The sequence below is a fragment of the Agromyces humatus genome (assembly GCF_021228295.1).
GTDB classification, from domain to species: domain Bacteria; phylum Actinomycetota; class Actinomycetes; order Actinomycetales; family Microbacteriaceae; genus Agromyces; species Agromyces humatus.
In genome coordinates this window covers 36,935-60,785 of sequence record NZ_JAJQPD010000010.1, presented here as the reverse complement: position 1 = coordinate 60,785, position 23,851 = coordinate 36,935, and the positions used below count along the sequence as shown (strand labels likewise).

Here is a 23,851-nt window from a genome sequence, read left to right as displayed (position 1 = left end):
GCCGACGTCGGCGGCGACTGCTCGGGCGGTCAGAACCCGGCGAAGTTCACCGTGACGGTGGAACCGCGGAGCGCAGTCTCGTCGGCGGCCGGAGTCGTCTTCGAGACGACGAATGCCCCGGGCGCGACGTCGGCCAGAATGTTGTAGTCGAGGTCGAATCCCGCGTCGCGCAACTGCGTGCCGGCTTCCTGCCAGTTCAACCCGACGACGTTCGGCACCGCGACCAGGTCGGGGCCCTTCGAGACGGTGAGCCTCACCGTGTCTCCGGGGCGCATCGGGTCGTTCAGCCAGTCGGCGGTCACCACGCTGTCCTTCGCCACCTCATTGTGGAAGATGGGTTCGGCGAATTCGACCTCGAGTCCTGCGGCGTCGAGTCTCGCCTCGGCGTCGCCGACCGGCAGCCCCTCGACCGGAGGAACCCGCCCCACCGAGACGACGAGCGTGATCGCGCCGCGTTCGGGGTAGGTCGCGCCGAGCGCGGCACCGTCGGCGTCGAGTGCGGCGATCACGAATCCGGTCTCGACCTCGGCCGAGAACTGCTGCGTCGCGGCTTCTGCGACGGTGAACGCGTCCAGTGCCTCGCGTGCCGCATCCTCGGGTGTGCCGATCACCGCGGGTACCTCGAGGATCTCGGGCCCTTCGGAGACGTAGAGTGTGACGGTCGAGCCGCGTTGAGCCTGGCTGCCGCCCGGCGGGTCGGTGTCGGCCACCTGACCTTGCGGGACGACCGGATCGGTGCGCGAGGAGGGCTCGACCACGAAGCCGGCCTCTTGGAGTGCCGCGGTCGCCACGTCGGGAGCGAGTGTCGACGTGTTCGGCACCGTGGCGAATGAGCCCGGGCCGGCGCCGAAGTACCACCCGGTGCCCGCGGCGAGGCCGGTGAGCAGCAGCACGAGCGCGAACAGCCAGTATCCGCGGCGGCGTCGGCGGGCGGCACTCGTCGAGAGCGCCGCCGTGTCGTCGACGTCGGATGTCTCGTGGGTGGCGGTGGCGACGAGCGCGGCACCGCCCAGCACCTGCGTGTCGGCGGTCGCGCCGGCGGTCATGGCCGACACGTCGGGCAGCACCATCGTCGCCTGTGTGGTGATCGGAAGGTGCGACGCTCGGATTCCCGGCTCGATCTCGCGCAGGCGGTCGAGCATCTCGCGGGCGTCACGGGGCCGTTCGTCGGGGTCGCGTGACGTCGCCCACGCGACGAGTTCGTCGATCTCGGCAGGCACGGCCGGGTTCTTCGAACTCGGTGCCGGCACCGAGTCGTTGGCGTGCTGATAGGCGATCTGCATCGGCGCCTCGCCGACGTACGGCTGTTCGCCGGTGAGCATCTCGTACATCATGATGCCGACCGCGTAGATATCGCTGCGGGCATCGGCGACCCCGCGGGTGACGAGCTCGGGGGAGAGGTAGGCGATCGTGCCGAGCAGCGCCTGCCCGGTGGCCGTGTTGGCGCTCGCGGCGCGCGCGAGCCCGAAGTCGCTGAGCTTGATGCGACCGTCGTCGGCGAGGAGCACGTTCTCTGGCTTCACGTCGCGGTGCACGATGCCGGCCTTGTGCGCGGCCGCGAGCCCCGAGAGCACGGCATCCATGATGTCGACGGTCTGCTCGGCGGTGAGCCGCTTGTAGTCCTTCAACAGGTCGCGCAGGGTGATGCCCGGTAGGTACTCCATGACGAGGTACGCCATATCGGCGTCCTGCCCCTGGTCGAACACGTTCACGACGTTGGGATGGGCGAGGCGCGCGGCCGAGCGGGCCTCTTGCACGAAGCGGGTCTTGAAGGTGTTGTCGTCGGCGAGATGGCCGTGCATGATCTTGAGGGCCACACGGCGCTCGAGACGCAGGTCGGTCGCGAGGTACACCGTGGCCATGCCGCCGCGCGCGATCCGCGAGCGCACCTGATAGCGGCCGTCGATCAGACGGCCGATCATGGGGTCGACGGGCGCGGTGGTCACGCTCAGAGTCTACGAAAGTCCATATGCCGCGGCCGTTGCAAACGCCGTCGACCCCCTGATCGCAATGCCATCGTGATGCGTCAGCCGAGCTCGGCGAGCCACGCCCGCGCCGAGACCTCCCACTTGGCGTAGTGGTCGGGATGTGCGCTCAGCTGCACGGCCTGGGCCGCCTCGGTGACGGTCATCGACTCCCACCCCGCGATGTCGAGGAGCCCGCGAGTGCGTCCCGGATTCGGGTTGGCGTCACCCCCGAAGAACGCCGTCGTCGCACGAACCGGGTCGAGCACCTCGTCGACGGTGCCCCAGCCCTCGCTCGGCCGTTGCTGGAAGAGGCCCTGCGAGTCGAGGTGGCCGCGATGGAGGTTGCGCAGGCTCGATTCCTGCGCCGCCGCGGCGAGCGCCACCACGATCCCCGAGTCGGGAATCCCGAGGCGGCGGCCGGTCTCGACGATGATGATCGCGTTCGCGCGCATCTCGTCGGTGAGCAGCACCGTCACCGACGCCACCGTCGGCGAGGGTGCGGCCGCCGCCGACGGGGCCTCGACCGCCGGCTCGGGCGGCGCCTCGGTCGGCACCGGCGCGATCCCCGTCGACGGCAGCACGATCGTCTCACCCGGGAAGATGAGCGACTGGCGGCCGAGTCCGTTGGCTCGCAACACGACATCGAGGTCGAGTCCGTGCTGCGCGGCGATGCCGCTCACCGTGTCGCCCGCGACGACGGTGTGCTTCACGATCTCGGCTGACGGGTTCGGTGGCGGCGGAGCGGCGTGCGACGTGCCGCCCGGCAGGGCGAGTCGTTGCCCGGGGAAGATCAGGCTCGACCAGCCGAGTCCGTTCTGTGCGAGCACCTCGGCCGTCGAGAGTCCGTAGCGTTCGGCGATGCCGCTCACCGTGTCGCCGTCGGCGACCACGATCTCGGACGGCACCGCGGTCGTCGCGACGGTCGAGGCCTGCGTGGTCGCGCCCGTCTGCGCCTTGGCCTTCGGCTGGCGCTTGACCTGGTGCGGTGCGGCCTCGGCCGGCTGGGCGATGCCGAGGGTCACCGCGATCGTGCTCGCGATCGCGAGCGGCAGCGCAAGTGCGCCGCGGATGGCGCGTGGTCGACGTCGTTCGTCGTCGTTCGCCGTGCGCCCCCCGACGCCGTCGACGTGGTCGACCATGGTTCCCCCTCCGCCGATGCGTGCACCGGCCCCTCTCGCGTCACGGTCGCACAGCAGGTGTGGCGAGTCAATCTCCCGCGCGGGCGAGCGACGACTCGACGGCAAGTGCTTTCGTCGGGCCATCCGGCATGGCAATGTTGGTTTCGTGACCGATGCCGCCGAGACCACCTGGCTGACTGTTCCCGACCTCGTCGAGCTGACGGGGCAGACCCCCAGCCGCATCCGCCGCCTCATCGACGACCGGCACCTGCTCGCCGCGCGTGTCGACGGCGTGCTGAAGGTGCCGTCGGTGTTCCTGCGCGATGACGCGCCGGTGCCCGAGCTCCACGGCACCGCGATCGTGCTCGCCGACGCCGGGTTCAGCGATGCGGAGTCGCTCGACTGGCTGCTCGCCGAGGAAGACAGCCTGGGCACGACGCCGATCGCCGCACTGCGGGCCGGGCGCAAGTCCGAGGTGCGTCGGGTGGCGCAGGCGCTCGCCTGATCCCACCTCGAGGCGACCTCCGACCCGAGGCCGGGTTCACCACCGAGGTCGCGACTCAGTGGGCGCGTCGCGTGACCGTCTTGGCGAGCTCGCCGAGCTCGTCGCGCGCCGCGCGGCTGAGCGGCGCTCCCTCGAGCGCCGTGGTCGCACGCGCCACGTTGTCGGCGATCATGCGCTCCACCTCGTCGACCGCTCCGCACTCGGTGATGGTGCGCTGCAGCATGCGCACCTGCTCGGAGGTGAGCTCGGCGTCGCCGAGCAGTTCGTCGAGCAGCCGGCGTTGCCCGGGTGCAAGTCGTTCGCGGGCGATCGCGACGAGCATCGTGCGCTTTCCCTCGCGAAGGTCGTCGCCGCTCGGCTTGCCGGTGACGTCGGGGTCGCCGAACACGCCGAGCAGGTCGTCCCGCAGCTGGTAGGCGATGCCGAGGGGGAGCCCGAAGTCGCGGAGCGCCTCGAGTTGCGCCGACGAAGCGCCGGCGATGGCTGCGCCGATGAGCAGCGGGGCCTCGATGCTGTACTTCGCGGACTTGAACGTGATCACGCGCTCGGCGCGCAACCGCTGCTCGTGGTCGGGCTTCGTGAGCCACGCGCGCTCTTCGAGGATGTCGAGGTACTGTCCGGCGGTCACCTCGGTGCGCATGCGCATGTACTCGCGCCGAGCCGCGCGGGCGGCTCGGCGATCGGCGAGCGGGTCGAGCCCCTCATCGAGTATCTCGTCGCTCCAGCCGAGCAGCAGGTCGCCGAGGAGGATCGCGGCATCGGTGCCGAACTCGGCACCGTCTCCGGCCCAGCCGTTCTCGGCGTGCAGGCCCTCGAACAACCGGTGCGCGGAGGGCGCGCCCCGGCGGGTGTCGGAACGGTCGATGATGTCGTCGTGCACGAGCGCGGCGGCGTGGAAGAGCTCGAGGGCGGCTGCCGCCGAGACGACCGGGTAGCGGTCGTCTGCGCCGTCGGGTTCGAACGGGTCGAACGCGTTCGTGCGCACCCCCTGCCAGCCCCAATAGCAGAACAGCGCTCGGAAGCGCTTGCCACCGCTGAGAAACCGCCGTGAGAACCCGTCGACCGGGTCGAGGTCGGGGCTGATCGAGCGGAGAATGGAGGTACGTTCGGCGAGGAACTCCTCGATGCGTTCGTGCACCAGATCGACCAGACGGGAACCATGAGCCACCCGCCTAGCCTACCGAGGCGAGGCAGGGCTAGAATGGACTCGGATGCGTCGATCCCGAGCCTGAGGGGAATGAGATGCCGCTTTCAGAGCAGGAGCAACGTCTTCTCGAGGAGATGGAGCGCAACCTCTATCGCAACGATGCCGACTTCGTGCATGCGGTCGGTGGAGTACGTGGTCGTCGACCCAACTACCGCGCGATCGTCCTCGGCGTGCTGCTCGCCGTCGCGGGTGTCGGCGCACTCATTGCGGGCGTCGCGCTGCAACTGCTCGTCGTCGGCATCGTCGGCTTCGCGCTCATGTTCGCCGGCGTGCTCATCGCCATCACTCCGGGCAAGAGCGGTGCTGCCGCGCCCGCTCCGACCGAGGCGTCGGCGCCGCAGGGCAAGCGTCGCTCCGGCGGCGGGTTCATGGACCGCATGAACGATCGCTGGGATCGCCGCCAGGAGGGCCACGACTAGGGGCACCTCCCACCTCGTACCACACGGACGGGTCGATCGGATGATCGGCCCGTTTTCTCGTCCCCTCCACCTCGCGCCACCCAACCCCTCCACTTCGCGCCACTTCAGCGGGTCGATCGCGGGATCGGCCCGTTTCGTCGTGCGCGCCGGGGAATCAGTGCCGGAATGGCAGGACCCCGCGGCATCCGTCGGCGGCATCAGTGGTGGCGATCGGCCTCGCGTCGAACTCCCAGCAATCTCCCTCCACTCCACTCCACCGCCCTTCTTCCCCGGATTCATGCGGGTTCTGCGCCGGTGCTCCAACAAAAACGAGCGAATGTCGTTGAAGCGTGGATGAGAGTGGAGTAAAGTGGGGCTCACCTGGATCCTGGCCGGAGGAAAGGGGGTGGTGCGGTGTTCCTCGGGACCTACGAGCCGAAGCTCGACGAGAAGGGCCGCGTCATTCTTCCGGCCAAGTTCCGGGACGAGCTCTCGAACGGACTCGTGCTCACACGGGGACAAGAGCGCTGCATCTACGTGTTCAGTGCACGTGAGTTCGAGAGCATGAGCGACAAGATCCGCCAAGCCCCGGTGACGAGCAAACAGGCGCGCGACTACATGCGCGTCTTCCTCTCGGGGGCATCCGCGGAGACCCCCGACAAGCAGCATCGGGTCACCATCCCAGCCAACCTCCGCGGCTACGCGGGGCTCGACCGGGACCTCACGGTCATCGGCGCCGGCAGTCGGGTGGAGATCTGGGATGCGGCGGCGTGGCAGAGCTACCTCGCCGAGCAGGAGGCGGCCTTCGCGGAAACGGCGGAGGAGGTGATCCCCGGACTCTTCTGATCCTCGGGCCCCGACTCCCAGCCGGCCGGGCCTGGTGCACTTCCCCGCATCAGGACGAACGGGTGGGGATCAGGACCAGAGGCCCACGAAGACAAGGCGGAACCATGGACATCGAACGCATTCACACCCCGGTCATGCTCGAGCGCACGCTCGAACTGCTTGCACCGGCCCTCGACGCCGACGGCGCCGTGCTCGTCGATGCCACCCTCGGCATGGGCGGTCACGCCGCGGCCATCCTCGAGCGGTTCCCGAATCTCACGGTCATCGGACTCGATCGCGACACCGACGCGCTCGCCATCGCGCGCGAACGCCTCGCGAAGTTCGGCGAGCGCGCCCGTTTCGTGCACACGGTCTACGACGGCATCGCTGCAGCCGTGCGCTCCGAAGGCTTCCGCGAGGTCCAGGGCGTGCTCTTCGACCTGGGCGTGTCGTCGCTGCAGCTCGACCGCGCCGAGCGCGGGTTCGCCTACTCGAAGGATGCGCCGCTCGACATGCGCATGGACTCCACGAGCGGTCGCACCGCGGCCGACGTGATCGCCGAGGCGAGCGAAGACGAGCTGCGGCGCATCTTCCTCGACTACGGCGAGGAGAAGCTCGCCGCCCGTTACGCGCGCGCCATCGTGCGAGCAAGGGCCGAGGTCCCGATCACCCGTTCGGCGCAGCTCGTGGCCGTGATCCAGGCGGCGACGCCGGCTGCCGTGGCGCGGCAGGGCCATCCCGCCAAGCGGGTGTTCCAGGCGCTGCGCATCGAGGTGAACGAGGAGCTCTCGGTGCTCGAGCGGGCGATGCCCGCAGCCCTCGACACCGTCGCGGTGGGCGGCCGCATCGTCGTGCTCGCCTACCAGTCGCTCGAGGACCGCATCGTCAAGCGGGTGCTGCAGGCAGCGTCGAGCTCGACGGCGCCCGCAGGGCTGCCGATGGAGCTGCCCGAACACCGTCCGCAGTTCAAGCTCCTCGTACGGGGCGCCGAACTGGCGAGCGAGACCGAGCAGGCGCAGAACCCGCGTGCGAAGCCGGTGCGACTGCGCGCCGCTGAACGAGTGAGGAGGCCGTCATGAGCGCTGTGCCGGCCCAATCCATCCCGGCGCCAGCACGGACGCCCGGGCGCCCGCGCTGGCTGCGGCCTGCGCCAGAGGCGGTACGCCGGGCCAAACCTCGCCTCGCGTACGCGATCATCGCGGTCGCGGGCGTCGCCGCGATCGTCGTGGCGCAGCTGCTGCTCTCGATCGCGGTCACGCAGGGGGCCTACGAGGTCGACAAGTACCAGATCGCACAGGCGAAACTCGATCGACAGCAGCAGCAGCTGCGCGAGGACCTCGACCGTGTGCAGTCGCCGCAGTACCTCGCGGCGAACGCCGAGGCGCTCGGCATGGTGCCGAACGCCAATCCGGTCTTCCTTCGGCTCTCCGACGGGGCGGTGACCGGTGATCCCGCCGCGGCCGGCGCCGGCACCGAGGCGACCGCGCCGCTCGTTCCGAATGCGCTGATCGACGGCGTGCCGCTCGTCACCGAGCATCCGACCGGGGAGACTCCGACGCAGGGGAAGACACCGGGTGCGGCCGGCAATGCGGGCGAGGCGATTCCCGCCCGAGCGCCGGCACCGCCACCGGTCGACGGCAGCCTGCCGACACCCGCGACCCACTGACGAGCAGAAGCGCACGATCCGACGAACGAGGGAACCTGAAGCGGATGAACCGAACCAGCCGGTACCCGATGCGGCGGATCCTCGTCTTCGCGGTCGTGATGGTCGTACTCGTCGGCGTGTTCGTCGTGAAGCTCGTCGACGTCCAGATCGTCAGGGCATCAGCGCTGAACGTGCAGGCGCAGGATGCACGGTCGGTGCCAGTGACGGTCTACGGGGCGCGCGGTGACATCGTCGATGCCGACGGTCAGGTGCTCGCCGACACCGTCATGCGCTACGACATCGCGCTCTCACCGAAGCAGGCGATGAAGGGCGATGTGACCCGCGAGGTGCCCGATCCTGCCGATCCCGCCAAGACCACCGAGGTCGACGTTCCGCTCGAGCAGGTCGCCGCCGAGCTCGGCTCGGTGGTCGGGCTCACCGCCGACCAGGTGCAGGGCATCATCACCGCCGCGCTCGCCGACAACCCCGAATCCGATTTCGCGTACGTCGCGAAACTCGTCGACACGACGACGTACGAGGCGGTCAAGGCGCTCGACATCCCATGGGTCGTCCCCTACCAGCACCCGAGTCGCCGGTACCCCAACGGTGCCGTAGGCGGCAACCTGCTCGGCTTCCTTCGCGAAGACGACGGCGAACCGCTCGCAGGGCTCGAGCTCTCCGAGAACGACTGCCTCGCGAGCGAGAACGGCGAGGCGAGCTACCTGCACAGTCTCAAGGACTGGGTGCGGATCCCCGGCACCGAAGTGGTGCACAAGGAGGCGCACGACGGCGGCACCCTGCAGCTCACGATCGACGCCGACCTGCAGTTCTTCGTGCAGCGCATCGCCGAGGAGCAGCGCCGGGCCGTCGGCGCCGACTGGGCGACCGTGACGGTCATGGAGGCCAAGACGGGGCGACTGCTCGCCGTCGCCGACGTTCCCACGATCGACCCCAACGATCCCGACGCGACGGCCGAGGACGATCGCGGGTCGCGGTCGTTCACCGCACCGTTCGAGCCCGGGTCGACGTTCAAGGCCCTCACCGCGGCATCCGTCATCAATGCCGGCAAGGGCGACCCGCTCAGCCGCATCACGGCCGACTACCGATACCTGCCGCCGAACGGCGCGAACATCAACGACAGCTTCTTCCACGGGCCGACGCCCTACACGATGACCGGGGTGCTCATCGACTCGTCGAACACCGGCATGTCGATCTTCGGCGAGCGGCTCACCGACCAGCAGCGGTACGACGACATGCTGAAGTTCGGGCTCGGCGAACGCACCGAGGTGGGCTTCTCGGGTGAAGAGCCGGGCGACCTGCATGGCGGACCGGGGGAGTGGGACAACCAGACGAAGTACGCGACCATGTTCGGGCAGGGCCTCACCACCACCGCCGTGCAGATCGCGAGCGTGTACCAGACCCTTGCGAACGGCGGTGTGCGCATGCCGGTGTCATTGGTCGACAGCTGCCGAACCGCCGACGGCGAGACGACCGCGACCACGTCCGAGGGCAGGCGGGTCGTCTCCGAGAAGGCCGCCGACGAGACGAGCGCGATGCTCGAGCGCGTGTACGCCGAGGGTTGGCTCGCCGACACGTGGAACATCCCCGGATACCGCGTCGCAGCGAAGACCGGCACGGCGCAGGTTCCCGACGGCCAGGGCGGCTACCTGAGCGGCTATCTCGTGTCGGTTTCGGGCTTCGCTCCGGCGGATGACCCGGAGTTCGTCGTTTCGGTGAGCATCATGAATCCCGTTAAGATGAACTCGTCCGCCGCATCCGCGCCCGTCTTCCAAGAGGTGATGAGCCAGGTGCTGAAGAAGTATCGGACCGTTCCATCCGGCGCCCAGGCGCCCGAACTGCCAGCCACCTGGTGAGAAAGTTGGGTTCGTGACCGGATCGCCTCCCACGGCCCTCCGGCCGCAGCACCCGAGCCCCCGATCACTCCGCGGCCTGGCCGACGAGTTCGGGTTCGACGTGCGCGGCGAGCTCGGCGACCTCGAGGTGACGGGCGTCGGCCTCTCATCGGCGGCGGCGCGCCCCGGCGATCTCTACGTCGGCGTCCCCGGCCGCAACGCCCACGGCGCACAGTTCGCCGTCGCCGCTCGAGAGGCCGGCGCCGTGGCGCTGCTGACCGATGAGGCCGGCGCCGCCCTCGCCACCGACGCCGGGCTGCCGATCCTCGTGACCGCCGACGCGCGCGCTGCGCTCGGCGACGTCGCCGCGTGGATCCACCGCACCGCCGACAACCCCGCGACGCTCTTCGCCGTCACCGGCACCAACGGCAAGACGAGCGTCGTGTACCTGCTCTACGGCATCCTGCGCCAGCTCGGCGTCATCGCCGGGCTCACGTCGACCGCCGAGCGACGCATCGGCGACGAGGCCGTCACCAGCTCATTGACGACCCCAGAGGCGAGCGAACTGCACGCACTGCTCGCCCGCATGCGCGAGGTCGACGTGCGTGCGGTCGGCATCGAGGTCTCCGCCCAGGCGCTGTCGCGCCATCGCGTCGACGGCCTGGTGTTCGACATCGCGGGCTTCACGAACCTCAGCCACGACCACCTCGACGACTACGCGACCCTCGAAGAGTACTTCGAGGCCAAGCTCGAGCTGTTCCAGCCCGGGAGAGCTCGCCGTGGCGTCGTCACGGTCGACTCGGCGTGGGGCGAGCGGCTCGCGCGCGAGTCGGGCATCCCGGTGACCACGCTCACGACCCGTGCCGATGTCGCAGCCGACTGGCGTCTCACCGTGCTCGACGAAGAGGCGGCGTACACGTCGTTCGTGCTCGAGGGTGCCGACGGCCGTCGGCTCGAGACCCGCGTGCCCTTGCTCGGGTGGTACATGGCCGCGAATGCGGCGCTCGCGATCGTCATGCTCGTCGACGCGGGCTACGACTTCGCCCGCATCGCCGAGGTGCTCGAGCGCGCCGGCGGCATCGATGCCTACATCCCCGGCCGTGCCGAGCGCATCTCGGGCGACCGCGGCCCGATCGTCTACATCGACTACGGCCACAGTCCCGACGCGTTCCTGCAGACGCTCGCGGCGATCCGCCGGTTCACGACGGGACGCGTGGTCATGGTCTTCGGCGCCGACGGCGACCGCGACACCACGAAGCGGGCCGAGATGGGGGCCATCGCCGCGCGCGGCGCCGACGTGGTCGTCGTCACCGACTTCCATCCGCGATTCGAGGACCCGGCCGCGATCCGAGCCGCCCTCATCGAGGGCGCCCGCGCTGCGGTGCCCGACCGTGAGATCCACGAGATCGCCGATCCCCGCGAGGCGTTCCGCACCGCACTCGCCCTCGCCGACGAAGGAGATTCGATCCTGTATGCCGGCCCCGGCCATGAGGACTACCACGAGGTGCGCGGCGTGAAGCTGCCCTATTCGGCGCGAGAAGACTCGAAGCAGGCGCTGCGCGATGCGGGGTGGCTCGAATGATCGACCTCACCTTGGCAGAGGTCGCGTCGGCCACGGGCGGCACCCTGCATCTCGACGGCACGGATGCCTCGCCGCAGACCGTCGTCTCGGGCACCGTCACGACCGACTCCCGCGAGATCGGCCATGGGGACGTCTTCTTCGCCAAGCGTGGAGAGTTCGACGACGGGCACCGATTCGCGCCGTCCGCTGCCGAGCAGGGTGCGGCCCTCCTGGTCGTCGAGCACCCGCTCGACCTCGCCGTGCCGCAGATCGTGGTCGCCGACACGGTCGACGCCCTGGGGGCCCTCGCGACCGAGGTCGTGCGACGCGTGCGATCGCACGGGCGCCTCAAGGTCGTGGGCGTCACCGGATCGAACGGCAAGACGACCACGAAGAACCTGCTGCGCGCGATCCTGCAGGGGCATGGCGCCACCGTCGCGTCGCGGAAGTCGTTCAACAACGAGGTCGGAGGGCCGATCACCGCGCTCGAGCTGACCGACGACACCGAGTTCCTCGTCGCCGAGATGGGCGCCTCCGCGGTCGGAGAGATCGCTCGTCTCGTGAAGATGGCGCACCCCGACGTCGGCATCGTGCTGAAGGTCGGCCTCGCGCACGCCGGGGAGTTCGGCGGCATCGAGCAGACCGTGCTCGCGAAGTCCGAGATGGTGACCGGGCTCGCCGCCCACGAGGTCGCGATCCTGAACGCCGACGACCCGCGGGTCTCGTCGATGGCCGAACGCACCGCGGCGCGAGTGGTCTGGTTCGGCCTCGGCGAGCGGGCCGACGTGCGCGCGACCGACCTCGTCGTGCACGCGCGTGGCACGGAGTTCACGATCACGGTCCCCGACGGGCCAGCCCGGACCAGCGCAGTCGCTCGCGTGCATTTCGGGGTGCTCGGCGAGCACCACGTCATGAACGCCCTCGCCGCGACCGCCGCGGCGTTGGAACTCGGGGTGCCGCTCGCCGACATCGTCGATGCGCTCGAGCGGGTGACCCTCGCCGAACGCTGGCGCATGCAGCTCATGGGCGGACGCGACGACATCACGATCATCAACGACGCCTACAACGCGAGCCCCGACTCGATGTCGGCGGCGCTGAAGACGCTCGCACAGGTCAGGGCGCCCGGAACGCGCACGATCGCCGTGCTCGGCGAGATGAGCGAGCTCGGGGAGTTCTCGGGCGACGAGCACGATCGCATCGGCCTCCTCGCCGTGCGGCTCGGCATCTCGCAGCTCGTCGTCGTGGGCCAGGGCGCGAGGCGGCTGCACATCACCGCGATCAACGAGGGATCGTGGGCCGGCGAGTCGGCCTTCGTCGAGACCGCAGACGAGGCCTTCGACCTCGTCGTGTCCTCCGTGCGCCCGGGCGACACGGTGTTGGTGAAATCGTCGAACGCGGCGGGTCTGCGTCTGCTGGGCGATCGACTGGGAGAATGGTTCGCGTGAGAGCACTGTTGACCGCCGGGGCGTTGTCGCTCGCTTTCACGCTGTTTCTGACCCCGCTCTTCATTCGGCTGTTCACGCGGCTCGGCTGGGGTCAGTTCATCCGCGACGACGGGCCGCAGAGCCACCACGTCAAGCGCGGCACGCCCACGATGGGCGGCATCATCTTCATCCTCGGCTCGCTCTTCGGGTACTTCGCGGCGACGCTCCTCTTCTCGAGCGAGCGACCGACCGCGTCGGGACTGCTCGTGCTCGGCATGATGGTCGGGCTCGGGCTCGTGGGCTTCGTCGACGACTTCCTGAAGACCCGCAAGCGACAGAGCCTCGGGCTCGGCGGCTGGGCGAAGGTGCTCGGGCAGGTGGTCATCGCGGCCGCGTTCGCACTGCTCGCGCTGCAGTTCCCGAGCGACGAGGGCGTCACACCGGCGAACACGAAGATCTCGTTCATCCGAGACCTGCCGCTCGACTTCATGGTGTTCGGCACGGTCGTCGGCATCGTGCTCTACGTCGTGTGGATCTGCCTGATCACCGTCGCGGCCTCGAACGGCGTCAACGTCACCGACGGGCTCGACGGCCTCGCCGGCGGTGCGTCGATCCTCGCGATCGGCTCGTTCGTGATCATCGGGTTCTGGCAGTTCAACCAATCGAAGTTCAGTCCGAACCTGAACCCGAGCGACGCCTATCGCGCCTACGACGTGCGCGACCCCCTCGACATCGCGATCGTCGCGACCGCGATCGTCGGCGGCCTCATCGGATTCCTCTGGTGGAACACCAATCCGGCGAAGATCTACATGGGCGACACCGGGTCGCTCGCCCTCGGCGGTGCCCTCGCCGCCCTCGCGATCGTGAGTCACACCGAACTGCTGGTCATCCTCATCGGCGGACTCTTCGTCATGGAGACCGGTTCGGTCATCGTGCAGCGCGCGTACTTCAAGCTGACGCGCGGCAAGCGCATCTTCCTCATGAGTCCGATCCACCACCACTTCGAGCTCAAGGGCTGGGCCGAGGTCACGATCGTCGTGCGCTTCTGGATCATCGGCGGCCTGTTCGTCGCCGCCGGCGTCGGTGCGTTCTACTTCGAATGGCTGCAGCGCTGATGGGCGACGTCCCAGCGTCGAGCGCCTCGAGGCTCGATGGGCTGACCAGCTGGAACGCGGACTGGGCCGGGCTCAGGGTCGCGGTGCTCGGCGTCGGGGTCACCGGGTTCGCGGTCGCCGACACGCTCACCGAGCTCGGTGCCGACGTGCTCGTCGTCGCGCCCGAGGTCGACGACGACCGGGCGAGGATCCTCGAGGTCATCGGGGCGCGCCTGCTGCGGCATCCGCTCGATCACGTGCCCGCCGAGCTCGTGGCGTTCGCACCCGAGGTGATCGTCGCCTCGCCCGGATTCCATCCCGACCACCCCGTGTTCGAGTGGGCCGGCGGCGCCGAGGTCGCGGTGTGGGGCGACATCGAACTCGCCTGGCGCGTGCGCGACAAGGTGAACACGGCCGAGTGGATCCTCGTCACGGGCACGAACGGCAAGACCACGACCGTGCAGATGACGGCGACGTTCCTCGCCGCAAACGGCTTGAGGGCCGCACCGTGCGGCAACATCGGCGTCCCGGTGCTCGACGCCGTGCGCGATCCCGGCGGCTTCGACGTGCTCGTCGTCGAACTCTCGAGTTACCAGCTGCACCACCTGCCCAAGACCGGGCCGGGCGCGCTGCACCCGTGGTCGAGCGTCGTGCTGAACATCGCCGACGACCACCTCGACTGGCACGGGTCGTTCGACGCCTACCGAGCGGCCAAGGCGACGGTCTACGAGAACGCCAAGATCGCGTGCGTGTACAACCGCGCCGACGAGGCGACGCGCAAGATGGTCGAAGACGCCGAGGTCGAAGAGGGCGCTCGCGCGATCGGATTCGGGCTCGATGTGCCGGGGCCGAGCGATTTCGGCGTCGTCGACGGCATCCTCTGCGACCGCGCCTTCCTCGACGACCGTAGAACCGCCGCCCTCGAGATCACGACGCTCGACGAGCTCGAACCGCGCGGCCTGGCGGCGCCGCACGTGGTCGCGAACATCCTTGCCGCGTCCGCGCTCGCCCGCTCGTTCGGGGTTCCGGTGGCGGTCATCCACGATGCGCTGGGCGAGTTCCGCCTCGACGCGCATCGCATCGAGACGGTGGCCTTCGCCGGTGGCATCCGCTGGATCGACGACTCCAAGGCGACGAACCCGCACGCCGCCCAGGCGTCGCTGGCCGCGTTCGGCACGGTCGTGTGGATCGTCGGCGGCCTGCTGAAGGGCGTCGACGTCGACTCGCTCGTCGCGGCGCATGTCGCGCGCCTTCGAGCGGCGATCGTCATCGGGGTCGATCGAGCCGCGCTCGTCGCGGCGTTCGGGCGACACGCGCCCGAACTGCCCGTGTTCGAGGTCGTCGCGGCTGACACTGATCAGGTGATGCCCGACGCGGTGGCGCTGGCTGCGGCGGTCGCCGAAGCCGGCGACACCGTGCTCCTCGCGCCCGCGGCGGCGTCGATGGACCAGTTCGCCGACTACGGCGATCGAGGCAGGCGGTTCCACGAAGCGGTCAGATCGATGCTGGGAGGTGAGGCGGATGGCGACTCCGCCCCGCACGACCCGCCCCGCGAAGCCTGAGGCCTCGGGCATCTCGGCTGCCCGAATTCGACTTGGGCGGGTCTTCCGCGTCGAGTCGGCCGACTACTTCCTCCTCCTCGGCACGACGCTCTTCCTCGTGGTGTTCGGGCTCGTCATGGTGCTGTCGTCGTCGCTCGTCGAGTCCTACATCGCCGACGGCGGGTTCCTCGACCAGGCGATCAGGCAGGCCGTCTTCGCGGTCGTCGGCGTTCCGGCGATGCTGCTCGCGAGCCGCATGCCCGAGGGGTTCTGGATGCGTATCGCGTGGCCGGTGCTCATCGCCTCGTGCGCGCTGCAGCTGCTCGTCGTCGCGACGCCGCTCGGCATCGAGGTCGGCGGCAACACGAACTGGCTCGCGATCGGTCCGGTGCAGTTCCAGCCGTCCGAGTTCATCAAGGTCGCACTCGTCATGTGGCTCGGGCTCATCGTCACGAAGAAGCAGGAGCACCTCGGCGACTTCACCACAGGGATCCTCCCGATCGTGCTCGTCGGCGGCGGAGCGATCGGCCTGGTGCTCCTCGGCGGCGACCTCGGCACCGTCATGGTCATGGGAGGAATGCTGCTCGGGGCCCTCTTCCTCATCGGCGTGCGTCTGCGACTGCTGCTCCTCCCGATCATCGCCGCCGCCGCGGTGTTCGCCGTCGTCGCGGTCTCGAGCGAGAACCGCATGCGCCGCATCACGTCGTTCCTCGACGCCGACTGCGCGGCAGGGGGCACGGGCGACGCGATCAACACCTGCTGGCAGATCCAGCACGGCACGTATGCGCTCGCGAACGGCGGCGTGTTCGGCGTGGGCCTCGGCAACTCGGCGGCCAAGTGGTCGTGGCTGCCGGCGGCCGACAACGACTTCATCTTCGCGATCATCGGCGAGGAGCTGGGCCTCATCGGCGCGGTGGTCGTGATCGGGCTGTTCGCGCTGCTCGCGGTCGCCTTCGTGCGCGTGCTGCGCTCAGCGCGCACGCCGTTCGCGACGGCGGCGACCGCTGCGGTGCTCGTGTGGGTCATCGGGCAGGCGTGTGTCAATATCGGTGTCGTGCTCGGTGTCTTCCCTGTCCTCGGTGTTCCGCTGCCGCTCGTCTCCGCCGGCGGCACGGCGCTGCTCACCACGTTGTTCGCAATCGGCATCGTGCTCTCGGTCGCGCGCGACCCCGGCGCTCCGGCGCGTGCTGCCGCGCGGGTCGCCGCGCGCAAGGCGGCGAAGGCGGGACGCGCGACGCGATGACCGTCTACCTGCTCGCCGGCGGGGGCACCGCCGGCCACGTCAATCCGCTGCTCGCCGTGGCCGACCGGCTGCGTGAGCGCGACCCCGCCGCCGACGTGCTCGTGCTGGGCACGGCCGAAGGCCTTGAAGCCCGACTCGTCCCGGCACGCGGGTACGAGCTCCTCACGATCGCGAAGGTGCCGTTCCCGCGACGGCCGGGCCGCGCCGCCGTCGCCTTCCCGTCGCGGTTCCGCAAGTCGATCGCCGACGTGCGTCGCATCATCGATGAACGCGCGGTCGACGTCGTGGTCGGCTTCGGCGGCTACGTCTCGACGCCGGCGTACCTCGCTGCTCGACGCGCCGGCATCCCGGTCGCGATCCACGAGGCCAATGCGAAGCCCGGCCTCGCGAACCGGCTCGGCGCCCGAAACGCAGGTGCCGTCGGCGTCGCCTTCGAGGGAACGCCGTTGCCGCAGGCCATGGTCGTCGGCATGCCGCTGCGTCGCGAGATCGAGCGGCTCGATCGCGGCGCGCTCCGCGACGAGGCCGCCGCGTTCTTCGGACTCGACGCCGCACGACCCGTGCTGCTCGCGACCGGTGGATCGCTCGGCGCGCGTCGCATCAACCGCACGATGGTCGAGAGTGCCGCCGAGCTGACCGGCGCCGGCTGGCAGGTGCTGCACATCACCGGCGCGAAGTCCGAGGTGACCGACCCCGGCATCGCCGACTACCGCATGGTCGAGTACGCCGACCGCATGGACCTCGCACTCGCGATCGCCGACTTCGCGGTGTCGCGCGCCGGGGCGGCGACCGTCAGCGAGCTCGCGGCGCTCGGCATTCCCGCCGTCTACGTGCCGTACCCCGTCGGCAACGGCGAGCAGCGGTTCAACGCCGCCGGCGTGGTCGGGGCCGGGGGCGGCATCCTCGTCGACGACGCGCGATTCCTGCCCGCCTGGGTGCGCGACGAACTCGTCCCGCTCCTGGCCGACGAGGCGCGTGTCGACCGTATGGCGCGCGCCGCGACATCCGCCGGCGTGCTCGACGGTACCGACCGCATGGTGGCGCTCGTCGACGCGGCGCTCGGCGGGGCAGCCGGCGGCCGGCCGAGCAGCGCGTAACGTTGGAGTGAGCGGATGTCGCGGCATCCGCCAGATCGACGAATCGGCCCGCCGGCCACCCGACTCCCGCAGCGACCGCATCCGAGGAAGAACGCTCCAGTGACCATCAAGCCCGACCTCACCGCCAAGATCCCCGCCGAGCTCGGCGCCGTCCACTTCGTCGGCATCGGCGGCTCGGGCATGAGCGGCATCGCTCGACTCTTCATCGACGCGGGCCACCGAGTGACCGGATCCGACGTGCGCGACTCGGCGAACATCACGGCGCTCCGCGCGCTCGGCGCCGAGATCGCGATCGGCCACGACGCCGCGAACGTCGGCGATGCCGAGGCGGTCGTCGTCACCGGGGCGCTCTGGCAGGACAACCCCGAGTACCAGCTCGCCCTCGAGCGCGGCCTGCCGGTGCTGCACCGTTCGCAGGCGCTCGCCTGGCTCATCTCGGGTCAGCGACTCGTGTCGGTCGCGGGCGCGCACGGCAAGACCACGTCGACCGGCATGATCATCACGGGCCTGCTCGCGCTCGGCGTCGATCCCAGCTTCGTCAACGGCGGCGTCATCGAGGAGCTCGGCGTCTCGTCGGCGGCGGGCTCCGACGACCTGTTCGTCGTCGAGGCCGACGAGTCCGACGGCTCCTTCCTGCTCTACGACACGGCGGTGGCGCTCATCACGAACGTCGACCCCGACCACCTCGACCACTACGGCTCCCGCGACGCCTTCGAGCAGGCCTTCGTCGACTTCGCCGACCGTGCTCGCGAGCTCGTCGTCATCTCGTCCGACGATTCGGGCGCGAAGCGAGTCACCGATCGACTCGCGCACGAGCACGTCGTGACGTTCGGCGAGGCGGCCGACGCCACGGTGCGCGTGCATTCCATCGAGACCGACGGCCCCGTCTCGTTCGCGGTGGCCTACCAGGGGGTCGACCATCGCGCGACGTTGCGGATCCCCGGGCGGCACAACGCCATCAACGCGGCCGGTGCGTTCGCGGTGCTCGTCGGGCTCGGCTTCGACCCTGCGGCATCCCTCGCGGGCATCGCCCGCTTCGCCGGCACCGGCCGCCGTTTCGAACTGCACGGCACCGTCGGCGGCGTGAGCGTCTACGACGACTATGCGCACCACCCGACCGAGGTCGCGGCCGCCCTGGCCGCGGCGCGCACCGTCGTCGGCGAGGGCCGCATCATCGCGGTGCACCAGCCCCACACCTACAGTCGCACTCAGGCGTTCGCGCAGGAGTTCGCCGACGTGCTCGAACAGTACGCCGACGAGACCGTCGTCCTCGATGTGTACGGCGCCCGCGAAGACCCGGTGCCCGGCGTGACGGGCGCGCTCGTGAGCGAGCGCTTCACCGACCGCTCGCACGTCGCGTTCGTGCCCGACTGGCAGGAGGCCGCCGACCTCACCGCGAAGATCGCGCGTGAGGGCGACTTCGTGATCACCCTCGGCTGCGGCGACGTGTACCGCATCGTGCCGCAGCTGCTCGAATCGCTCGGGCAGGAGCGCGGATGACGGCGAGCCGCCGGTGAAGCGGCCGCAGGGATTCGACCGGCCCGCGGCGCGCCCGCGAGGTACCGGTTCGGGTACCTCGGCGCCATCGGCGGCGCGATCGGATGTCCCAACCGCGCCGGCCCCGCCTGCGGCAGCCCCGACGCAGGCCGGCGCCCGCACGACGCGCGATCGCGAGCGTGGTGCCGATCCTGACCGCGTGCCGACCGAACCCCTCGAGCTCGGCACGCTTCGGCGCGCCGCCGGCGCGCCGGAGGATGGTGGATCGTCACCGGCGAATTCCGCAGCGTCCGACCCGGCCGCAACCTCGACCGGTTCGCGGGCGGCCAAGCGGGCTCTCGCCGCGGCCGCGCGTGAGCGACGCCGCTACGAACGCCAGGAGGTGCGGCGCTTCACGAAGCGATCGCGTCGCCGCCGCATCGCGTGGTGGGTGGCCGGGGGAGCGGTGGCGCTGGTCACGATCGGCGTGGTCGCGGGCGCCTACTCCCCGCTGATGGCACTGCGCGAGGTGCGCGTCGAGGGGGCGCAGCGCATCGCTGCGGCCGAGATCGTCGCGGCGTTCGACGGTGAACTGGGCACCCCGCTGCCGATGATCGCCCGCGACGCCGTGCACGACGCGCTCGCGGACTTCTCGCTCATCGAGACCTATTCGACCGAGACCATCCCACCGGGAACCCTCGTCGTGCGCATCGTCGAGCGGACTCCGGTCGGCGTGATCGAGACCGATGGCGGGCTGGCGCTCGTCGACGGGGCCGGGGTCGTGATCGAGCGCCCGGCCGAGCGTCCTGAGGGCCAGCCGCTCATCACGGTCGAGGGCGGCATCGGCAGCGACGGTTTCCGCGCGGTGGCGGCGGTCGTGCGCAGCCTTCCGGCCGACGTGCGCGCGCAGCTCGTCGCGGCCTCGGCCGAGACGGCCGACGACGTGCGCCTCGAACTCGCCGGTCGTGTGCCCGTGGTGTGGGGCGGCGCGAGCGAGTCGGCGGTGAAGGCGGTCGTGCTCTCGAGGCTCATGGCCGTCGCGCCGCCCGATTCAGTGGCGGGGTACGACGTGTCGTCGCCAGAGAGCGCCGTGACGTACTGAACGCCGATCGCCGTCGATCGAGGCGGCGCGCGTCAGCGCCGTATCGAGATCCAGGGGGTCTCGAGACGATCCCGCGTCGCTCCTCGACCGGCGGAACGGTGCGATTCGGCCCGCGGTTCGCGACACGCGGGCGAGCCTTGCGCGGAGCGTGCGCGAGGGCACCTACCGTCAAGTTCAGGAATTGCATACTCAGCAAAACTTTAACCTTCGACTAGAGGTTCAGGGTTCAGAGTTCGCACGGAAGGCCGGTCATGTCGACAAACCAGAACTACCTCGCCGTCATCAAGGTCGTCGGTATCGGCGGCGGCGGTGTCAACGCCGTCAACCGAATGATCGAACTCGGCCTGCGCGGGGTCGAGTTCATCGCGATCAACACCGACGCGCAGGCCCTGCTGATGAGCGACGCCGACGTCAAGCTCGACGTCGGCCGCGACCTCACCCGCGGCCTCGGGGCTGGGGCCGACCCCGAGGTCGGCCGCCGCGCCGCAGAAGACCACGCCGAGGAGATCGAAGAGGCACTCGCGGGCGCCGACATGGTCTTCGTCACGGCCGGCGAGGGCGGCGGCACCGGCACCGGCGGCGCCCCCGTCGTCGCGCGCATCGCGAAGTCGATCGGCGCGCTCACCATCGGTGTGGTCACGAAGCCGTTCGGATTCGAGGGCAAGCGCCGGCAGACGCAGGCGGAGCAGGGCGTGGCACGCCTGAAGGAAGAGGTCGACACCCTCATCGTCGTGCCGAACGACCGGTTGCTCGAGATCAGCGACCGCGGCATCTCGATGCTCGAGGCGTTCGCCACCGCCGACCAGGTCCTCCTCGCCGGTGTCCAGGGCATCACCGACCTCATCACCACGCCCGGCCTCATCAACCTCGACTTCGCCGACGTGAAGTCGGTCATGCAAGGCGCCGGATCGGCGCTCATGGGCATCGGCTCGTCGCGTGGAGCCGACCGTGCCATCAAGGCGGCTGAGCTCGCGGTCGCCAGTCCGCTGCTCGAGGCGTCCATCGACGGCGCTCATGGCGTGCTGCTGTCGATCCAGGGTGGCTCGAACCTCGGCATCTTCGAGATCAACGACGCGGCACGTCTCGTGCAGGAGGCGGTGCATCCCGAAGCGAACATCATCTTCGGTGCCGTCATCGACGACACGCTCGGCGACGAGGTGCGAGTCACCGTCATCGCGGCAGGCTTCGACGGCGGCGAGCCGAACGCCAAGCCGGTCGAGGCGCGGCGCACGAACTTCGTGCCCGCAGCGGTCGGCGCAGCGGTCGGCGGCGGATCGTCGCTCGGCAGCGAGTCGGCCGCCGACGTCATGGGCGAGATCGACATCGACGAACTCGTCGAGACCGCGAACTGGGGCGAGGTCGAGACCTCGACGGCCGACCAGATCGTCTCCGACCCCGCGTTCGGCGACGACAGCGACGACCTCGACATCCCCGACTTCCTCAAGTGACCGGGCGCTGCCACGACGGGCGGCGGGGTGCATGAGCGACCTCGCCGACCGTCTCGCCGTCGTGCGTGCGAGCGTCGCGGATGCCGCGACCGAAGCAGGGCGCGAGGCATCGGGCATCACGACCATCGTCGTGACCAAGTTCCACCCGGCGTCGCTCGTCGCCGAACTGGCGGCGCTCGGCGTACTCGACATCGGCGAGAACCGTCATCAGGAAGCGCAGGCGAAGGCCGCCGAACTCGAGGGGCTCGGCATCCGCTGGCACTTCGTCGGCCAGCTGCAGAGCAAGAAGGCGAAGCAGGTGCGCGCCTATGCGAAGGTGATCCACTCCGTCGATCGAGTCGCGCTGGTCGACGCGCTGCGCTCCGACGAGGCATCCGTCGACTGCTTCGTGCAACTGAACCTCACCGACGATCCGGGTCGAGGCGGGGTGTCGAGCGAGGGTCTCGAACCGCTCGTGGAACACGTGCTCGCAACGCCCGGCCTCAACCTGCTCGGCCTGATGGCGGTCGCGCCGCTGGGCGAGCCGGCCCGACCGGCGTTCGCCCGGGTACGTCGGCTCTCGGAGCGCGTGCGAGCGATCGCACCGGCGGCGACCTCGTTGTCCATGGGGATGTCCCACGACTTTCGCGATGCGATTCTGGAGGGTGCGACACACCTGCGGATCGGATCCGCAATCACCGGGAATCGGCCGGTCGCCGGTTAGCCTCGAAGAGACGGAACCCAGACGGAGGCATCGATGTCGAACCCGCTCAAGAAGACCATGGTCTATCTCGGACTCGCCGATGAGGAGTTCGAGAACGAGAACCAGCAAGCGAGTACGCCGGCCCCCGCTCCTGCGCCCGTCGTGCACGCCGCGCCGGCGCCCGCACCCAAGTCCGGTGCAGCAGTGACCCCGCTGCGAAAGCACCAAGTCCAACCGAGCACCCCGCAGGCGGAGATGAACGAGATCCTGACCGTCCACCCGCGTCAATACCGTGACGCGCAGGTGATCGCCGAGTCCTTCCGCGAGGGCGTGCCGGTCATCATCAACCTCTCGCAGATGTCCGACGGTGATGCCCGTCGACTCATCGACTTCGCGAGCGGGCTCTCCCAGGGGCTCCACGGCAGGATCGAGCGGGTGACGAGCAAGGTGTTCCTGCTGTCGCCCGCGCACGTCGTGGTCTCCGGCGAGACGGGTGACGCCGAGGGCGACGTCGACGCGTCGTTCTTCGCGCACGCGTAGCCGCCGTGGGCGCACTGCTGATCGTCTGGAATCTCCTCTACGCGCTGCTCCTCATCTACTTCTTCGTGATGTGGGGGCGGTTCGTGCTCGACCTCGTGCGCACGTTCAATCGATCGTGGCGGCCGCGAGGCTTCTGGCTCGTCGTGGTCGAGGCCGTCTACAGTGTCACTGATCCGCCGGTGCGTTTCTTCCGGCGGCTCGTTCCACCGATTCGCATCGGGCAGGTTGCACTCGATCTCGGGTGGAGCCTCGCGATGCTCGTCGTCATCATCGCCATGACCGTAGTGTCATGGTTGGCCGCGGCAGCCGCCGCGGCGTGAGGATCTCTTGAATTCGTGACAGACCGAGACACTCGGCTCTCACGTCTCTCAGGATGTCTTTGCTACCGTTAGCAGAACGTGATCGAACCGTTCGACAGATTTGAGGGTGGGAAGCCATGGCGCTAACTCCGGAAGATGTGGTCAACAAGCGCTTCCAGGCGACGAAGTTCCGGGAGGGCTACGACCAGGATGAGGTCGATGACTTCCTCGACGAAGTGGTCGTCGAGCTGCGCCGGTTGAATCAAGAGAATGACGAGCTGCGCCAGCGGGTGGCAGCAGCCGAGGCGCGCGCATCCGAGTCCGCGTCGGTGTCCGCCGCCGCTGTCTCCGCTCCGACGCCCGCTGCGGTCTACACCGAGCCCGCGTCGCCGCCGCCGACCGTGGCCGTGCCGACGCAGGTCGGCCAGGCGCAGTCCGACCTCGACGAGCAGACGTCGACCACCAACCTGCTGCAGCTCGCCCGGCGCCTGCACGAGGAGCACGTCCGCGAAGGCGTCGAGAAGCGCGATGCGCTCATCGCCGAAGGCCACGCGACTGCCGCGCGCGTCGTAGCCGAAGCCGAGGCCAAGCAGCGCCAGCAGATGGGCATCCTCGACCAGGAGCGCCTGTCGCTCGAGAAGCGCGTCGACGAGCTCCGTGCCTTCGAGCGCGACTACCGCCAGAAGCTGAAGAGCTACATCGAGGGCCAGCTGCGCGAGCTCGACACCGCCGCGCCGGTCTCCGTCTCGGGCAACCAGGGCTTCTCGTCCGCGGCCGAGCAGCCTGCACCGACCTTCCAGGGCTTTGGAGGCTGAGCGCGCCGCCA

At 69.8% G+C, this 23,851-nt stretch carries 22 protein-coding genes; 19 read left to right on the top strand and 3 right to left on the bottom strand.

Annotated elements, in window-relative coordinates:
- Positions 1 to 29 precede the first annotated feature (29 nt).
- Together pknB and LSF15_RS15760 are read right to left on the bottom strand one after the other, a co-directional pair.
- On the bottom strand, positions 30 to 1,946 hold the full coding sequence (pknB, locus tag LSF15_RS15765) for a Stk1 family PASTA domain-containing Ser/Thr kinase (protein WP_232499516.1): 1,917 nt from the start codon (positions 1,944 to 1,946) through the stop codon (positions 30 to 32).
- Between the two features lie 80 nt (positions 1,947 to 2,026).
- A complete protein-coding gene (locus LSF15_RS15760) occupies positions 2,027 to 3,106 on the bottom strand; it encodes a LysM peptidoglycan-binding domain-containing protein (RefSeq protein WP_232499515.1) in 1,080 nt (359 codons plus the stop codon).
- A gap of 145 nt (positions 3,107 to 3,251) precedes the next feature.
- Between LSF15_RS15760 and LSF15_RS15755 the strand changes: the two genes are divergently transcribed.
- Positions 3,252 to 3,590 (top strand): Rv2175c family DNA-binding protein, encoded by a 339-nt coding sequence (locus LSF15_RS15755; RefSeq protein ID WP_232499514.1) that lies wholly within the window; start codon positions 3,252 to 3,254, stop codon positions 3,588 to 3,590.
- A gap of 55 nt (positions 3,591 to 3,645) precedes the next feature.
- Here the strand turns inward: LSF15_RS15755 and LSF15_RS15750 are convergent, their stop codons facing one another.
- On the bottom strand, positions 3,646 to 4,758 hold the full coding sequence (locus tag LSF15_RS15750) for a polyprenyl synthetase family protein (protein ID WP_232499513.1): 1,113 nt from the start codon (positions 4,756 to 4,758) through the stop codon (positions 3,646 to 3,648).
- 74 nt (positions 4,759 to 4,832) lie between these two features.
- Between LSF15_RS15750 and LSF15_RS15745 the strand changes: the two genes are divergently transcribed.
- The 18 genes from LSF15_RS15745 (at position 4,833) to LSF15_RS15660 (ending at position 23,840) form a co-directional block, all read left to right on the top strand.
- Positions 4,833 to 5,216, top strand: a complete 384-nt coding sequence (locus LSF15_RS15745) for an SCO2097 family morphological protein (RefSeq protein WP_232499512.1) — start codon at positions 4,833 to 4,835, stop codon at positions 5,214 to 5,216.
- A gap of 393 nt (positions 5,217 to 5,609) precedes the next feature.
- A complete protein-coding gene (gene mraZ, locus LSF15_RS15740; RefSeq protein ID WP_232499511.1) occupies positions 5,610 to 6,041 on the top strand; it encodes a division/cell wall cluster transcriptional repressor MraZ in 432 nt (143 codons plus the stop codon).
- A 104-nt stretch (positions 6,042 to 6,145) separates the two neighbouring features.
- Positions 6,146 to 7,099 (top strand): 16S rRNA (cytosine(1402)-N(4))-methyltransferase RsmH, encoded by a 954-nt coding sequence (gene rsmH / locus LSF15_RS15735; RefSeq protein ID WP_232499510.1) that lies wholly within the window; start codon positions 6,146 to 6,148, stop codon positions 7,097 to 7,099.
- Positions 7,096 to 7,686 carry a cell division protein FtsL gene (ftsL, locus tag LSF15_RS15730; RefSeq protein WP_232499509.1) on the top strand — a complete coding sequence of 197 codons (591 nt, stop codon included), beginning with the start codon at positions 7,096 to 7,098 and terminating at the stop codon, positions 7,684 to 7,686. Before rsmH ends, ftsL begins: the two co-directional genes overlap by 4 nt.
- Positions 7,687 to 7,730: 44 nt before the next feature.
- The gene (locus tag LSF15_RS15725; RefSeq protein ID WP_232499508.1) at positions 7,731 to 9,539 is read left to right on the top strand and encodes a peptidoglycan D,D-transpeptidase FtsI family protein; all 1,809 of its coding nucleotides are present in this window, start codon (positions 7,731 to 7,733) and stop codon (positions 9,537 to 9,539) included.
- 13 nt (positions 9,540 to 9,552) lie between these two features.
- The gene (locus LSF15_RS15720; protein ID WP_232499507.1) at positions 9,553 to 11,100 is read left to right on the top strand and encodes a Mur ligase family protein; all 1,548 of its coding nucleotides are present in this window, start codon (positions 9,553 to 9,555) and stop codon (positions 11,098 to 11,100) included.
- Positions 11,097 to 12,524 (top strand): UDP-N-acetylmuramoyl-tripeptide--D-alanyl-D-alanine ligase, encoded by a 1,428-nt coding sequence (locus tag LSF15_RS15715; RefSeq protein WP_232499506.1) that lies wholly within the window; start codon positions 11,097 to 11,099, stop codon positions 12,522 to 12,524. The genes LSF15_RS15720 and LSF15_RS15715 overlap by 4 nt, the downstream gene beginning before the upstream one ends.
- Positions 12,521 to 13,618, top strand: coding sequence for a phospho-N-acetylmuramoyl-pentapeptide-transferase (gene mraY / locus LSF15_RS15710; protein WP_232499505.1), 1,098 nt, complete (start codon positions 12,521 to 12,523; stop codon positions 13,616 to 13,618). Before LSF15_RS15715 ends, mraY begins: the two co-directional genes overlap by 4 nt.
- Positions 13,618 to 15,159, top strand: a complete 1,542-nt coding sequence (gene murD / locus LSF15_RS15705; RefSeq protein WP_232499504.1) for a UDP-N-acetylmuramoyl-L-alanine--D-glutamate ligase — start codon at positions 13,618 to 13,620, stop codon at positions 15,157 to 15,159. The genes mraY and murD overlap by 1 nt, the downstream gene beginning before the upstream one ends.
- A complete protein-coding gene (gene ftsW, locus LSF15_RS15700; protein WP_232499503.1) occupies positions 15,119 to 16,381 on the top strand; it encodes a putative lipid II flippase FtsW in 1,263 nt (420 codons plus the stop codon). The genes murD and ftsW overlap by 41 nt, the downstream gene beginning before the upstream one ends.
- Complete coding sequence (gene murG / locus LSF15_RS15695; RefSeq protein WP_232499502.1) at positions 16,378 to 17,478, top strand: undecaprenyldiphospho-muramoylpentapeptide beta-N-acetylglucosaminyltransferase; 1,101 nt, start codon at positions 16,378 to 16,380, stop codon at positions 17,476 to 17,478. The genes ftsW and murG overlap by 4 nt, the downstream gene beginning before the upstream one ends.
- Before the next feature lie 99 nt (positions 17,479 to 17,577).
- A complete protein-coding gene (gene murC, locus LSF15_RS15690; RefSeq protein ID WP_232499501.1) occupies positions 17,578 to 18,978 on the top strand; it encodes a UDP-N-acetylmuramate--L-alanine ligase in 1,401 nt (466 codons plus the stop codon).
- A 196-nt stretch (positions 18,979 to 19,174) separates the two neighbouring features.
- A complete protein-coding gene (locus tag LSF15_RS15685; protein WP_232499500.1) occupies positions 19,175 to 20,056 on the top strand; it encodes a cell division protein FtsQ/DivIB in 882 nt (293 codons plus the stop codon).
- A 251-nt stretch (positions 20,057 to 20,307) separates the two neighbouring features.
- A complete protein-coding gene (gene ftsZ / locus LSF15_RS15680) occupies positions 20,308 to 21,504 on the top strand; it encodes a cell division protein FtsZ (protein ID WP_232499499.1) in 1,197 nt (398 codons plus the stop codon).
- A gap of 31 nt (positions 21,505 to 21,535) precedes the next feature.
- Positions 21,536 to 22,207, top strand: coding sequence for a YggS family pyridoxal phosphate-dependent enzyme (locus tag LSF15_RS15675; RefSeq protein ID WP_232499498.1), 672 nt, complete (start codon positions 21,536 to 21,538; stop codon positions 22,205 to 22,207).
- Between the two features lie 33 nt (positions 22,208 to 22,240).
- Positions 22,241 to 22,726, top strand: coding sequence for a cell division protein SepF (locus LSF15_RS15670; RefSeq protein WP_232499497.1), 486 nt, complete (start codon positions 22,241 to 22,243; stop codon positions 22,724 to 22,726).
- A gap of 5 nt (positions 22,727 to 22,731) precedes the next feature.
- Positions 22,732 to 23,046: a YggT family protein gene (locus tag LSF15_RS15665; protein ID WP_232499496.1), complete on the top strand. Its 315-nt coding sequence runs from the start codon at positions 22,732 to 22,734 to the stop codon at positions 23,044 to 23,046.
- Between the two features lie 116 nt (positions 23,047 to 23,162).
- Entirely contained in the window at positions 23,163 to 23,840 is a 678-nt protein-coding gene (locus tag LSF15_RS15660; RefSeq protein ID WP_232499495.1) for a DivIVA domain-containing protein, read from the top strand.
- Positions 23,841 to 23,851 lie beyond the last annotated feature (11 nt).

Excerpts from the sequence above, each read along its gene's own strand:
- LSF15_RS15760 (WP_232499515.1), bottom strand. The coding sequence starts at position 3,106 with ATGGTCGACCACGTCGACGGCGTCGGGGGGCGCACGGCGAACGACGAC.
- LSF15_RS15745 (WP_232499512.1), top strand. The coding sequence starts at position 4,833 with ATGCCGCTTTCAGAGCAGGAGCAACGTCTTCTCGAGGAGATGGAGCGC.
- rsmH (WP_232499510.1), top strand. The coding sequence starts at position 6,146 with ATGGACATCGAACGCATTCACACCCCGGTCATGCTCGAGCGCACGCTC.
- ftsL (WP_232499509.1), top strand. The coding sequence starts at position 7,096 with ATGAGCGCTGTGCCGGCCCAATCCATCCCGGCGCCAGCACGGACGCCC.
- LSF15_RS15725 (WP_232499508.1), top strand. The coding sequence starts at position 7,731 with ATGAACCGAACCAGCCGGTACCCGATGCGGCGGATCCTCGTCTTCGCG.
- LSF15_RS15715 (WP_232499506.1), top strand. The coding sequence starts at position 11,097 with ATGATCGACCTCACCTTGGCAGAGGTCGCGTCGGCCACGGGCGGCACC.
- murD (WP_232499504.1), top strand. The coding sequence starts at position 13,618 with ATGGGCGACGTCCCAGCGTCGAGCGCCTCGAGGCTCGATGGGCTGACC.
- ftsW (WP_232499503.1), top strand. The coding sequence starts at position 15,119 with ATGGCGACTCCGCCCCGCACGACCCGCCCCGCGAAGCCTGAGGCCTCG.
- murG (WP_232499502.1), top strand. The coding sequence starts at position 16,378 with ATGACCGTCTACCTGCTCGCCGGCGGGGGCACCGCCGGCCACGTCAAT.
- ftsZ (WP_232499499.1), top strand. The coding sequence starts at position 20,308 with ATGTCGACAAACCAGAACTACCTCGCCGTCATCAAGGTCGTCGGTATC.
- LSF15_RS15675 (WP_232499498.1), top strand. The coding sequence starts at position 21,536 with ATGAGCGACCTCGCCGACCGTCTCGCCGTCGTGCGTGCGAGCGTCGCG.
- LSF15_RS15670 (WP_232499497.1), top strand. The coding sequence starts at position 22,241 with ATGTCGAACCCGCTCAAGAAGACCATGGTCTATCTCGGACTCGCCGAT.
- LSF15_RS15660 (WP_232499495.1), top strand. The coding sequence starts at position 23,163 with ATGGCGCTAACTCCGGAAGATGTGGTCAACAAGCGCTTCCAGGCGACG.